Here is a 13,404-nt window from a genome sequence, read left to right on the forward strand (position 1 = left end):
GGCCGGGCCCGGTATCTCTGGAGACATCCGGCTACCAACGTTAGGGGAAATGCATGTTCGGTCGCGTGAAATCACTCGACGCCATTCTGGCAACCGCCGAAAAGAAATCGCTGCATCGCTCGTTGGGGGCGTTCCAGCTCACCATGCTGGGGATCGGCGCGGTAATCGGCACCGGTATTTTCGTTCTCACCGCTGAAGCTGCGCAAAAAGCCGGCCCGGGGATGATGGTCAGCTTTGTCATCGCGGGCTTTGTCTGTGCGGTGGCGGCGCTGTGCTATGCTGAAATGGCCGCGATGGTGCCGGTTTCGGGATCGGCCTATACCTATAGCTATGCGGTGATGGGCGAACTGATCGCCTGGATGGTCGGCTGGGCGCTGATCCTTGAATATGCGATCGCCGCAGGCGCGGTTTCGGTCGGCTGGTCAGGCTATATGATCGGCTTTGTCGAGAGTAATCTGCATCTGACGGTGCCGCTTGAACTGGTTCGCGGGCCGTTTGATGGCGGGTTGATCAACCTTCCAGCCATGGCCATCGCGGGGATTGTTACCGCGCTGCTGGTGGTTGGCACCAAGGAAAGTGCGACGGTCAATTCGGTGCTGGTGGCGATCAAGATCATCGCCCTTACGCTGTTTGTGATGGTGACTATTCCGGTGATTCAAACCGGCAATTTCACGCCGTTTGCGCCAACCGGCTTTGTCGGAATTTCGGGGGCTGCGGCTTCAATCTTCTTTGCTTATGTCGGCTTTGATGCGGTTTCTACCGCGGCTGAGGAAACCAAGAACCCGCAGCGTAATATGCCGATCGGCCTGATCGGCAGCCTCGCGATCTGCACGATCTTTTATATGCTGGTGGCAGCAGGCGTAATCGGAACCGTGGGCGCTCAGCCGATGTTTGGTCCGAATAATGAGGTGCTTTCACCAGGTACACCTGCCTTGTCGCAGGCCTGTGCGGCGGCTGGCGATACGGCTGTGGTTTGTTCCAAGGAAGCTTTGGCCTGGGTGCTGCGCAGTATTGGCCATCCGTTTATCGGTTGGTTGGTTGGTGCAGCCGCGATCATCGCGCTGCCTTCGGTGATCCTGATGATGATGTTCGGCCAGACCCGGATCTTCTTCGTGATGAGCCGTGATGGCCTGTTGCCGGATTTCTTCTCAAAGGTTCACCCTAAATTCCGCACACCGCACGTTATCACCATGCTGACCGGCATTTTCGTGGCGCTGTTCGCGGCGTTCTTTCCGGTGGGCTTGCTGGCTGACGTTTCGAATTCGGGAACGCTGTTTGCCTTTGCGGCGGTTTCGATCGCGGTGCTGGTTCTGCGGCGGACCGATCCATCGCGGCACCGTCCGTTCCGCACGCCGGCGATCATGCTGACTGCGCCTATTTCGATCCTGGGCTGTATCTACCTGTTTTTCAGCCTGTCTGGGCCAACCCTGGCACTGTTTGCCGGTTGGGCTGTGGTTGGGCTGATCGTCTATTTTACCTACAGCCGCAGCCGCAGTCACGTTGGGCGCGGTCTGGTTGAGGTGCACGAAGGTGATGCCGATGTGCCGCCGCAGCCAGTTGCGCCGCTGCCTGGCGGGATTGATATCAACGATTGATCTGGTTGCAGGTTGAAAAGGGGGCCGTTCCTGAAAGGGAGCGGCCCTTTTTCTGTGCGTGCCAGATGCCGATTGCGAATCGATCCAAATGAGAACATAAAAAGAACATTGGAGTGATTCACTGTGACCGACCCGACCCCGCTTGCGGCCTTTTCCCGCCGCCGTGTGCCTGCCTGCGCTGCGCCGCTGCGCGATGCTGGCTGGCGTCCCGGATCGGGCAGTGCGGCGCTGCATTCCGAACTGTTCGCGCCCGGCCATGAAGGCGGCGGTGCGGGCCTTGCGCTGGCCATGGCGCTTGATCAGTCGCGCGGTGATGACCGGCCGTTTCTGTGGGTGCAGGATAAAGCGGCGCTGCGGCTGGGTGGGCGGCCCTATCGCCCCGGGTTGCCGCCGGCCTTGCGCGGCCGCCTGATCCACGTTGCCGCCGCCACCCCGCAAGATGCGCTGTTTGCACTGGAAGAAGGGCTGCGCTGCCGCGATCTGGCTTTCGTGGTGGGAGAGATCGCCGGAAACCCGCGGGCGCTTTCGCTCACTGCCTCGCGCCGGCTTAGCCTGGTTGCGCAAAAACACGGCGTGCCATTGTGGCTGGTCCGGCTTGATGCGGCGCAGGATCTGTCTTCGGCGCGGATGCGCTGGCAGGTGCGCAGCGCCGCTTCATCGCTTGCGCACTGGAACCCGGATGCCCCCGGCGCTCCGGCCTGGCGGGGCACCCTGTTTCGCGCCCGGGCGCATCCTCCCGGTGAATGGATATTGTGCGATGACGGACATGCTCTCGTCGCCGCTGCGGCCCAGTACGAACAGGCGCATCCTGTCGATCTGGTGCAGCCAGCTGGCGATCGATCGCTGGCAGCTGGCTGAAGGCAGCAGCGCAGCACCCTTCGCGCTGACCAGCGAAGTGGCACACGGGCTGCGGCTGTCTGCGCTTAACGCCGCAGCGCGTGATGGCGGCGCGCGCGGCGGCATGATGCTTAGCGATGCCCGCGCGATTTGCCCGGATCTGGCAGTGGCGCCGGGTGATCCGGCCGGCGATCTGGCCTTGCTGGAGCGGCTGGCCGTGTGGGCCCAGCGCTGGGGGCCGTGGTCGGCGCTCGATCCGCCCGATGGTGTGCTGGTCGATTGCAGCGGCGCGGCGCATCTGTTTGGGGGTGAGGACGGCCTGCTGGATGATGCCGGGCGCAGTCTGGCGCGGCGTGGGCTGAATGTGCGGCTTGCGCTGGCCCCCACCGCCGGGGCGGCCTGGGCGCTATCGCACTATGGGCCTGATCGTGCGGTTCATTACCCTGACGGCAGTTTCGATGATTTGCCGATTGCGGCGCTGCGGCTTGATCCGGCGGTTCAGCTGGTGCTGCGGCGGCTTGGGCTTAAGCGGGTGGGCGATCTTGCCGGCGTGGCGCGTGATGCGCTGGCGCGGCGTTTTCGCACCGTGCGCGCGCCTGCCGCCAATCCGCTGGTGCGGCTTGATCAGTTGCTGGGCCGGGTGCCCGAACCGCTGCTGCCGGTGCAGGCCAAGCCCATCCCATTGGCGCAGCGCCGGCTGGCCGAACCAATCCGCCACCGCAGCCTGCTGGACAAGGTGGTCGATGATCTGGCGGCCGATCTGGTCCGCACCCTCGAAGCCCAGGCGCTGGGCGCGCGGCGGCTTGAACTGGCGCTGTGGAAGCTGGATGGCGAAGTGCTGGTGCGCAAGCTTGAACTGGCCGAGGCCAGCCGCGATGCCGCGCACATCACCCGGCTTTACGCGGCGCGGCTTGATAATATCGATGCCGGATTCGGGATCGAGCTGGCGCGGCTTTCGGCTCCCTGGTGTCAGCCCGCAGCGCTCAGCCAGCGCGATTTTGAAGCTGCGGCAGAGGCCCACGGCACCAGTCTGGCCGCCTGCATTGATCGGCTGAGTGTGCGCCTGGGTGCAGCTGCGGTGCGCCGGGCTGAGCTTTACCCCAGCCACTGGCCCGAACGCGCCCAGCGCTGGGAGTCTTTGTCGGGTGCGGTCGGGCCATCCGGCGCTCCCTTGCGGCACCAGCCTGCGCCCCCGCCCGGCCACCCATCGGCAGGATATTCTGGATTGGGTGGTCGGGCGGGGGCGCGGGCTGGTGCCGTTCCCAGCCGTGAGGCTGGACAAGAACGCCCCTTGAAGTTGCTGGACCGGGCTGAGCAGATCGCGGTGATCCACGCGCACCCCGATGGCTTGCCGCGCCGGTTCCACTGGCGTGGGCAAGTGCACGATGTGCTGCGCGCCGAAGGGCCCGAACGGATCGCGCCCGAATGGTGGCGCGAACGCGGGCTGGCGCGATTGCGCGATTACTACCGGGTCGAGGACGCAGAAGGCCGGCGCTACTGGATCTACCGCCACGGCCATGCTGCAGACGGGCGCGGCGGCACGCCGGAATGGTATTTGCAGGGGCTTTATGCCTGAAATCCCGCTCACCCCCGAACGCCGCCGGGTGCGTGAACAACCCGCTGCATCGCCGCCGCGCAGCGCTTTTGTCGAGCTGGGCATGGTCAGCTGCTTTTCGTTCCTGCGCGGGGCTTCGGATGCGGTCGATCTTGCCGCGCAGGCCCGCGCGCTGGGTTATGATGCAATCGGGATTGCCGATGCCAATACCATGGCCGGCGTGGTGCGGCTGCACGCCGCGGCCAAGGCGCTGAAACTGCGGCCGGTAATCGGCTGCCGGATCGAGACGGACGAAGGGCTGGCGTTCCTGGCCTATCCGCAAACCCGCACCGGTTATGGCCGCCTGTGCCGGCTGATCTCAGCCGGGCGGATGGGCAAGCTTGATGGTGAATGGCAGGACAAGGGGGTGTGCGATATCAGCCTGGCGATGCTGGCAGCGCACAGCGATGGCGTGCAGCTGGTGCTGGTTCCGCCGGACGATCTGGATGCGCGGCTGACGATCGCGGCGCAAAGCAATGTGGTTTCGATTGGCGCGCACAAATGCACCCCTAAAGTGGCGGCCCCGTTCGCCGATCTGCTCCCCGATCTTGCCCAGCAGTTCCCCACGCTGCGCCATGTTGCTGCCAGCTATCTCTATCGCGGCGATGATCTGGCCCGGATCACCCGGCTTGATAGCCTGGCACGGGAAAACGGCCTGCAAATCCTCGCCACCAACCTGCCGCTTTATCATGCTCGGCAGCGCCGCCCCTTGCACGATGTGATGACGGCGATCCGCCACAAGACCACGGTCGCGGCGGCCGGATATTTGCTGCAGGCCAATGCCGAACGGCACCTTAAGGGGCCAGACGAGATGGCGCGGCTGTTTGCCCGGTGGCCCCGCGCGCTGGATGCGGCGCGCGATCTGGCCGATCAGTGCCGCTTCAGCCTTGATGAATTGCGCTATGAATATCCTGCCCAGACCTATCCCGATGGGTTGGACGCGCAGGGTTATCTTACGCAACTGACCTGGCAGGGGGCGGCGCAGCACTATCCGCATGGGGTTCCGCAAGAGGTCGCCGCAACGCTGCGCAAGGAACTGGCCATGATCGGCAAGAAGGCGCTGGCCCAGTATTTTCTGACCATCAAGGAGATCGTCGATTTTGCGCGCAGCCGCGCTCCGCCGATCCTGTGCCAGGGGCGCGGCTCTGCGGCCAATTCTGCGGTGTGCTTTTGCCTGGGGATCACCTCGGTCAACCCGGTGGAACACGCGCTGTTGTTTGAACGGTTCATTTCCGAAGACCGTGATGAACCGCCCGATATCGATGTTGATTTTGAGCATGAGCGCCGCGAGGAGGTGATCCAGCACATCTATGAAAAGTACGGCCGCCATCACGCGGGGTTGTGCGCCACGGTGATCCACTATCGGCCGCGCATGGCGATCCGCGAGGTGGGCAAGGTGATGGGGCTTTCGGAAGACATCACCAGCGCGCTGGCCAGGACGGTCTGGGGCGGGCACGGGCGATCGATCAAGGAGCACCACATCGATCGCGAAACCGGCCTGGATACCGCAGCGCCGCATATGCGCCGGGTGCTGGCGCTGACCGAGCAGCTGATCGGCATGCCGCGCCACCTTAGCCAGCATGTTGGCGGCTTCATCCTGACCCAGGGCCCGCTGATCGAAACGGTGCCGGTGGGCAACGGTGCGATGGCGGATCGCAGTTTCATCGAATGGGACAAGGACGATATCGATGCGCTGGGGATACTCAAGGTCGATGTGCTGGCGCTGGGGATGCTGACCTGCATCCGCAAATGCCTTGATCTGCTGGGCGCGCACCACGGCCGCGATCTGATCCTGGCGACGGTCCCGCGCGAAGATCCGGCGGTTTACGATATGCTGTGCAAAGGGGATTCGCTGGGCGTGTTCCAGGTGGAAAGCCGCGCCCAGATGAACATGCTGCCGCGCCTGCGCCCGCGCTGCTTTTACGATCTGGTGATCGAGGTGGCGATTGTGCGGCCGGGGCCGATCCAGGGCGATATGGTGCATCCGTTCCTCAAACGGCGGCGCGGGGCAGAGCGGGTGGAAATTCCTGCACCCGGCGCGGCGCACGGCCCGCCGGACGAGCTGACCAGCATTCTTGGCCGCACGCTGGGGGTGCCGATCTTTCAGGAACAGGCGATGAAGATCGCGCTTGATGCGGCGCAGTTCTCAAGCGCCGAGGCCAACCGGCTGCGGAAGGCGATGGCAACCTTCCGGTCACGCGGAAACCTTGAGGAACTGGAAGAACTGATGACCGGGCGGATGATCGCGCGTGGCTATGATCCGGATTTTGCAGTGCGCTGTTTCAACCAGATCAAGGGCTTTGGCGAATACGGCTTTCCCGAAAGCCACGCAGCCAGTTTCGCGCTGCTGGTTTACGTATCATCATGGCTCAAGTGCCACTACCCGGCGGCCTTTGCCTGCGGTTTGCTCAATTCGCAGCCGATGGGGTTCTATGCCCCGGCGCAGATTGTGCGCGATGCAAGGGAGCACGGGGTGGCGGTGCTGCCGGTCGATGTGAACTGTTCGATGTGGGATAATACGCTGGAAGAGGAAGAATGCTCTCGCAAAGGCGCAAAGGCGCGAAGAGATTTTATCCAACCTAAGCTTCGTCATCCCCGCGCAGGCGGGGATCCAGGGTTGGGCTATGCTGCCTTGGGTCCCCGCCTGCGCGGGGATGACGAAGGAGAGGGGCGTGAACCAAAACTCGCGCTCCGTCTGGGCCTGCGCCAGGTCGATGGCCTGCCCGAAGCTGCGGCGGCGCGGATTGTGGCGGGGCGGGAGGCTGGCCCTTACCGTGATGTGCACGCGTTGCAGGAGCGGGCCGGGCTTTCCCCTGCGGTGATCGAGCGGCTGGCCAGCGCCGATTGCCTGGGCTCGTTGAACCTGACCCGGCGGCAGGCGCTGTGGGATGCCCGCAGCCTGATCGCCGCGCCCGATCTGCCGCTGTTCGCCGCCGCCGCCGCGCGCGATGAGGGGGCCGAGCGCGCCGTCACCCGGCTGCCGGTGATGCCGCTTTCGGAAGAGGTGGTAGCCGATTATCAAACCCAGCGGCTCTCGCTCAAAGCCCACCCGCTGGCGTTCCTGCGCGCCGCGCTGGGAGACCGCGGGTTCATTCGGGCCAGCGAGCTGGCGGGCCACAACAGCGCCCGCCCGGTGCAGGTGGCCGGCGTGGTGCTGATCCGCCAGCGTCCGGGCAGCGCCAAGGGGGTCTGCTTCATCACGATCGAGGATGAGACCGGCGTTGCCAACGTGGTGGTCTGGCCCGATCTGATGGAAAAGCAGCGCAAGGTAATCATGGGGGCCCGGCTGATCGAAGTTAAAGGCCGGGTGGAGCAGGACGACGGGGTGATCCATCTGATCGCCCAGCAGCTGACCGATGCCACGCCGGCGCTGCATGCCCTATCGGACGATCTGCTCAGCCCGGCACTTGATCGCGCCGATCACCTGGGTGGCGGCCACCCGCGAGGCCGCCGGGTGATCCCGAAATCGCGCGATTTTCATTGAGCACTGCGCTAGATTGCCCCACCGAGGAGAAACCCAATGCGCCGCTCGATCATACTTGCCCTGACAACTCTGGCTTTTGCCGCACCCGCACTTCAGGCCAAGCCCGCCGCGCTGCCGGCCGCGATTTACACCGATCCCGCGCCAGACAAGGCGCATCCGGCGCGGATGGAAGTGTTGCATATTCCCAGCGGCGGCGTGGAGATCAACGGCGTCGCCTATCTGGCCGCTGGCGCCGGGCCTCACCCTACACTGGTGCTGTGCCATGGCTGGCCGGGGAACGAGAAGAACCTCGATCTGGCGCAGGCGGTGCGCCGCGCCGGGTGGAACGTGGTGACGTTCAATTATCGCGGATCGTGGGGCAGCCCGGGCAGTTTTCGTTTTGCCCAAAACCCCCAGGATGCCAGCGCGGTGCTGGCCTATTTGCGCGTACCCGCCAATGCGGCAAAGCTGGGGGCCGATACCAGCAAGCTCGCGATTGCCGGGCACTCAATGGGCGGCTGGGTAACCGCGCTGGTCGCTGGCAAGGACGATGGCTTGTTGGGGGCAGCGCTGATTTCTGCGGCCAATCTGGGCAATCTTGGCAATCTGGCCCGCACTGATCTGGTAGCGGCGGCGGCGGACAACACCGAAACGCTGGCCGATACCTCACCAGATCAAATGGCCGATGAATTGATTGCGGGAACCAAAGACTTCAATTTCATGCAAGCGGCGCCGGGCTTGGCCAGCAAATCGGTGCTGATTCTCAGCAGCGACGATGGATTAGCGCCGCAGACCGACGCCTTGGGCAAGGCAATCATCGCTGCAGGCGGCAAACGGGTGCTGATGGTTCACGCCGCAACCGATCATAGCTGGTCGGACCAGCGGATATTTCTGCAAGCGCGCGTAATCCGCTGGTTGGAGAGTTTGCTGCCGCCCAATAAGCGCATTAGGGTCAGGACCTATTAACCGCGCCTTCGAGGTTTGAGTCAGAATGGCTTCCATCTCGAACCGAAATTCGCTTGGAAAGGCTCCAGCCTTCCCGGCGCTCACTTCGGCCCGATCTGTTCGCCATTCTGCCGCCTCGAAGGCGCGGTTAATAGGTCCTGACCCTAGTTCGCTTCCAGCGAATAGCCCGCCGAACGCACAGTCCGCACCGGATCAATCGCGCCTTCAGCCTCGATCCCTTTGCGCAGACGGCGGATGTGGACATCCACCGTGCGCAGCTCGATCTCGCTTTCGCTGCCCCAGACTGCATCAAGCAATTGCCCGCGCGAAAACACCCGGCCCGGGTGTTCCATAAAGTGGCGCAGCAGGCGAAATTCGGTGGGGCCCAGCGCCACGACCTTGCCAGAGCGGGTCACCTTATGGGCCACGGCATCAAGCGACAGATCGCCCACGGTCAGCACTTCACCGGCCAGCGCCGGGCGGATCCGGCGCAGGATGGCATTAACCCGGGCAATCAGTTCACGCGGGGAAAACGGCTTGGTCAGGTAATCGTCGGCCCCGGTATCAAGCCCGCGAACCTTGTCATCCTCTGCCCCGCGCGCGGTCAGCATGATAATCGGTACGTGCGCAGTGGTCTTGCCCTTGCGCAGGCGGCGGCAGACCTCAATCCCGCTGGTGCCCTCAATCATCCAGTCAAGCACGACCAGATCGGGCGCTTCCTCGGCCGCCAGCAGCAGCGCCTCATCGCCGTCTGGCGTAACCTGAACCTGATAGCCTTCGTTGCGGAAACGGAATTCCAGCAATTCGGCGAGGGCAGGGTCGTCTTCTACCAGCAGCAGGCGCGGTGCGGTCATGATCAGGCTCCCGCCTTTTCTTCCTTGTCGGTCAGATACTCGCCGGTCGCCGCGTAATAGACCATCTCGGCCACGTTGGTGGCATGATCGCCGATCCGCTCGATATTGCGGGCCACAAACAGCAACTGCGCGGCGCTGGAAATCGTCTTGGGATTTTCCATCATGTGGCTGACCAGGTTGCGGAACAGCGATTCATAGAAGGCATCAACCAGTTCGTCGCGCTCAACCACGGCCTTGGCCAGCAGCGGATCGCGCGCGGCATAGGCGGTCATCACATCGTGGACCATGCCGCGCGCCACATCGGCCATTGCGGGAACAAGCGTCAACGGCTCAAAGTGCTTGCGCCCTTCGATCTTGTGGGCACTTTTGGCGATGTTCTTGGAATAGTCGCCGATCCGCTCGATCACCCCGGCAATCTTCAGCGCGGCGATCACCTCGCGCAGGTCATCCGCCATCGGTGCCCGCAGGGCGATGATCCGCACGGCCAGCCGATCGATCTCGGCCTCCATTGCGTCAATCCGCTTGTCCCGTTCAAGCACCTGGGTGGTCAGATCAAGGTTGCCCTTGACCAGCGCTTCCATCGCTTCGAACAGCGATACCTCGGCCAGTCCGCCCATCTCGGCGATCAAGCCGCGCAGCTTGGTGATTTCCTCGTCAAAGGCTTTGACGGTATGTTCCTGTGACATCCTATCCGTACCTTCCGGTGATATAGTCCTTGGTCCGTTCTTCGCGGGGATTGGTGAAGATTTCGGACGTCTTGCCGTATTCCACCATCTTGCCCAGATGGAAAAACGCGGTGCGCTGCGAAACGCGCGCGGCTTGCTGCATGGAATGGGTGACGATAACGATCGCATAGCGCCCGCGCAATTCGGCGATCAGTTCTTCGATCCTGGCGGTTGCGATCGGATCAAGCGCAGAGCACGGTTCATCCATCAGGATCACTTCAGGTTCCACCGCAATCGCCCGTGCGATGCACAGGCGCTGCTGCTGACCGCCCGAAAGCGCGGTGCCGCTTTCTGCCAGGCGGTCCTTGACTTCATCCCACAGCCCGGCGCGTTTGAGACTGCGTTCAACAGTCTCGTCAAGTTCAGCCTTGCTGGTGGTAAGGCCGTGGATCCGCGGACCATAGGCGACGTTTTCGTAGATCGATTTGGGAAAGGGGTTGGGCTTTTGAAACACCATGCCAACCCGCGCGCGCAGCTGCACCACGTCCATTCCGCTTTTGTAGATATCCTGCCCGTCGAGCGTAATTTCGCCTTCCACCCTGGCCCCGGCGATGGTGTCATTCATCCGGTTGAGCGAACGCAGAAAGGTACTTTTGCCGCAGCCCGATGGGCCGATGAAGGCCGTTACATATTCATCGGCAATATCGATCGAAACTTCGTCAATCGCGCGCTTATCGCCATAAAAGACGGAAACCCCACGCGCTGTGATGCGGGCTTCAACGGGATCAAGGTCATGAAAGTTGGTCATTACCAGCGGTTCTCAAATCGGTTTCGAAGGTAGATGGCGATGCCGTTCATCGCCAGCAGGAAGATCAGCAAGACGATGATCGCGGCTGAAGTGCGTTCAACAAAGCCGCGGTTGATTTCATCAGACCACAAGAAGATCTGCACCGGCAAAACCGAACTGGGCGAGGTAAATCCTTCGGGCGGGGTGGCAACAAAGGCCTTCATCCCGATCATCAAAAGCGGTGCGGTTTCGCCCAGTGCGCGGGCCATACCGATGATGGTGCCGGTCAGAATTCCGGGCAGCGCCAAAGGCAGAACGTGATGGAACACCGTCTGGACCCGGCTGGCGCCAACTGCCAGTGCGGCATCGCGGATCGAAGGCGGCACAGCCTTGATCGCGTTGCGGCCCGAAATGACGATCACCGGCATGGTCATCAAGGCCAGCGTCATGCCCCCGATCAACGAGGCCGAGCGCCAATAGGGAAAGATGCCCAGAAATACCGCCAGGCCAAGCAATCCGAAAATGATCGACGGCACGGCCGCCAGATTGTTGATCGAAACCTCAATCAGATCGGTCCAGCGATTGCGGACGGCGAATTCTTCCAGATAGACAGCCGCGAACACGCCGATTGGAAAAGCCAGCCCCAGTGTGACCAGCATGGTCAACATCGAGCCCTTCAGCGCCCCCCAGATTCCCACAGACTGCGGGCTGGTTGCATCAGAACGCGTCAGAAAGCCGGGATCGAACGCTGTATCAAGCTGATCCTTGGCCTTCAGGTCATTGGCCATCGCCACGGCTTCGGGCCGCCCTTCGCCGCGCAATGCGGATGCAAGATCGTCGCTGGCAGGGAGGGACACTTCAAAGCTGGTGTTGAGCAAGGCTGGATTGGCAACAATCGCTGCGGCAACCTCGCGCCAGCTTTCGCCGTCCAATTCGGCTGCGGCTTGATCCCCCAATGCCTTGGCGGCAGCAAATTTGACCACATCGCGCAGGCCCGCTGCTTCCAGAACCTGAAGCCGATCATCACCCTTCAGTTGCGCCGGTTCAACCGGCAGCAGCCCGCCAGAAAGATCAAGCTGAAAGCGCAGCTCGGCCCGTTTGAACCCGCCGATTGCATTGGCGGTCATCGTGAACAGCAGGAATGCCAGAACCGCGGCAGACAGCGCCACCGCAAAAAAGCCCAATGCCTTGAAGCGCCGTTCCGAGGAATGGCGCGCGGCCAGCCGGGCTGCGATCCGCTGATCGCGGGTTTGGGCAGCAGTATCAGTCATAGGCTTCGCGGAACCGTTTCACCACGCGCAGCGCGATGTAGTTGAGCAGGAATGTAACCATGAACAGCACCATCCCCAGCGCGAAGGCCGAAAGCGTTGCAGGATGATCAAAGCTGCCTTCGCCGGTCAGCATGGCAACGATCTGATAGGTAACTGTGGTCATCGATTCGAACGGATTGGCGGTAAGCCGCGCGGTGGCACCGGCGGCCATGACCACAATCATCGTTTCGCCAATGGCACGGCTGACGGCCAGCATGATCCCGGCAACAATCCCCGGCAGCGCGGCAGGCAGCAGCACACGGCGGATCGTTTCGCTTTTGGTGGCGCCCATCGCCAGGCTGCCATCGCGCATTGCCTGGGGAACCGCCGCGATCGAATCATCGGCCATCGATGAAACGAACGGGATGATCATGATCCCCATTACCAGCCCGGCCGCCAGCGCGCTTTCACTCGATGCGCTGGAAATGCCGATGGCGTGCCCCAGATCGCGGATCAGCGGGGCGACTGTCAACGCGGCGAAATAGCCGTAAACCACCGTGGGAACCCCGGCGAGAATTTCGAGGATCGGCTTCATCCAGCGCCGCACCGTGGGGGTTGCATATTGGGTCAGGTAGATCGCGCTCATCATGCCAAGCGGGATTGAAACCACCATCGCGATGATCGCGCCGATAAAGATCGTGCCCCAGAACAGCGACAACGCGCCATAGTTGGTTTCGACGCCCTGGGTGGGTGCCGCCATCGAATCCGGGCCCCAATGGGTTCCGAACAGGAAATCGCCGGGTCCAACGAACTGGAAGAACCGCACTGTTTCAAAGGCCAGCGATGCGACGATCCCGGCGGTGGTGAAAACCGCCGCCAACGAGGCCAGCAGCAGGCCGCCCATCACCGCGCGTTCCACACTGGTGCGGGCCTTGAAATCGGGGCGCAGCCGCAAAAAGGCAAAAGCCCCGCCGGCAAAGCCCAGCAGCAGGGTGGTTATAGTGCCGATCAGCGAATATTGCTGCATCGCGCTGCGGAACGGTTCAACCAGCGCGCGGGCTTGCTGGTTGAACACGGCATCGCTGGATCCGCTGGCCAGCGCCCGCGCCTCAGCCATGATCGCATCGCGCTCAAACCCGAAGGCCGGCAGTTTTGCGGCCGCCGGATCAGACAAAACCTGGCCCAGTATCAGGCCTGGACTGATCGATGCCCAGGCCAGGGAAAACAGCAGCGCCGGGATCAGAACCCACAAGGCCACATACCAGCCGTGATAATTGGGCAGTGAGTGCAGATCACCGCCGCCAGCGCGGGCTTCCTTGCGCATGGCCCAGGCGCGGCCACGCGCCGCCAGCCAGCCGACAAGGCCCAGCGCGAGCGCTAGCAAAATCGGGATGACTGGCGACATTGTGGAGGC

Annotated in this window: 10 protein-coding genes; 5 read left to right on the plus strand and 5 right to left on the minus strand. The window is 62.9% G+C overall.

Annotation, left to right across the window (positions count from 1 at the left end; translation table 11 throughout):
• Positions 1-53 precede the first annotated feature (53 nt).
• From ABL914_RS05215 to ABL914_RS05235, 5 genes are all read left to right on the plus strand, one after another.
• Positions 54-1,595, plus strand: a complete 1,542-nt coding sequence (locus tag ABL914_RS05215; RefSeq protein ID WP_391562105.1) for an amino acid permease — start codon at positions 54-56, stop codon at positions 1,593-1,595.
• 123 nt (positions 1,596-1,718) lie between these two features.
• The gene (locus ABL914_RS05220) at positions 1,719-2,453 is read left to right on the plus strand and encodes a hypothetical protein (RefSeq protein ID WP_391562106.1); all 735 of its coding nucleotides are present in this window, start codon (positions 1,719-1,721) and stop codon (positions 2,451-2,453) included.
• Positions 2,353-4,008, plus strand: a complete 1,656-nt coding sequence (locus ABL914_RS05225) for a DUF6504 family protein (RefSeq protein ID WP_391562107.1) — start codon at positions 2,353-2,355, stop codon at positions 4,006-4,008. Before ABL914_RS05220 ends, ABL914_RS05225 begins: the two co-directional genes overlap by 101 nt.
• Positions 4,001-7,510 (plus strand): error-prone DNA polymerase, encoded by a 3,510-nt coding sequence (locus tag ABL914_RS05230; RefSeq protein ID WP_391562108.1) that lies wholly within the window; start codon positions 4,001-4,003, stop codon positions 7,508-7,510. Before ABL914_RS05225 ends, ABL914_RS05230 begins: the two co-directional genes overlap by 8 nt.
• Positions 7,511-7,546: 36 nt before the next feature.
• Positions 7,547-8,455, plus strand: coding sequence for an alpha/beta hydrolase family protein (locus ABL914_RS05235; RefSeq protein ID WP_391562109.1), 909 nt, complete (start codon positions 7,547-7,549; stop codon positions 8,453-8,455).
• Between the two features lie 143 nt (positions 8,456-8,598).
• On the opposite strand, the gene phoB is transcribed toward ABL914_RS05235, so the two are convergent.
• Genes phoB through pstC form a run of 5 tightly spaced genes read right to left on the minus strand, consistent with a single transcriptional unit; the run spans position 8,599 to position 13,395 of the window.
• On the minus strand, positions 8,599-9,288 hold the full coding sequence (gene phoB / locus ABL914_RS05240; protein ID WP_391562110.1) for a phosphate regulon transcriptional regulator PhoB: 690 nt from the start codon (positions 9,286-9,288) through the stop codon (positions 8,599-8,601).
• Positions 9,289-9,290: 2 nt separating this feature from the next.
• Complete coding sequence (gene phoU / locus ABL914_RS05245) at positions 9,291-9,974, minus strand: phosphate signaling complex protein PhoU (RefSeq protein ID WP_391562111.1); 684 nt, start codon at positions 9,972-9,974, stop codon at positions 9,291-9,293.
• Position 9,975: 1 nt separating this feature from the next.
• Positions 9,976-10,761 (minus strand): phosphate ABC transporter ATP-binding protein PstB, encoded by a 786-nt coding sequence (gene pstB / locus ABL914_RS05250; protein ID WP_391562112.1) that lies wholly within the window; start codon positions 10,759-10,761, stop codon positions 9,976-9,978.
• Positions 10,761-12,011 carry a phosphate ABC transporter permease PstA gene (pstA, locus tag ABL914_RS05255; RefSeq protein ID WP_391562113.1) on the minus strand — a complete coding sequence of 417 codons (1,251 nt, stop codon included), beginning with the start codon at positions 12,009-12,011 and terminating at the stop codon, positions 10,761-10,763. The genes pstB and pstA overlap by 1 nt, the downstream gene beginning before the upstream one ends.
• The gene (pstC, locus tag ABL914_RS05260; RefSeq protein WP_391562114.1) at positions 12,004-13,395 is read right to left on the minus strand and encodes a phosphate ABC transporter permease subunit PstC; all 1,392 of its coding nucleotides are present in this window, start codon (positions 13,393-13,395) and stop codon (positions 12,004-12,006) included. The genes pstA and pstC overlap by 8 nt, the downstream gene beginning before the upstream one ends.
• Positions 13,396-13,404 lie beyond the last annotated feature (9 nt).

The organism is Novosphingobium sp. (genome assembly GCF_040079535.1).
Classification (GTDB): domain Bacteria; phylum Pseudomonadota; class Alphaproteobacteria; order Sphingomonadales; family Sphingomonadaceae; genus Novosphingobium.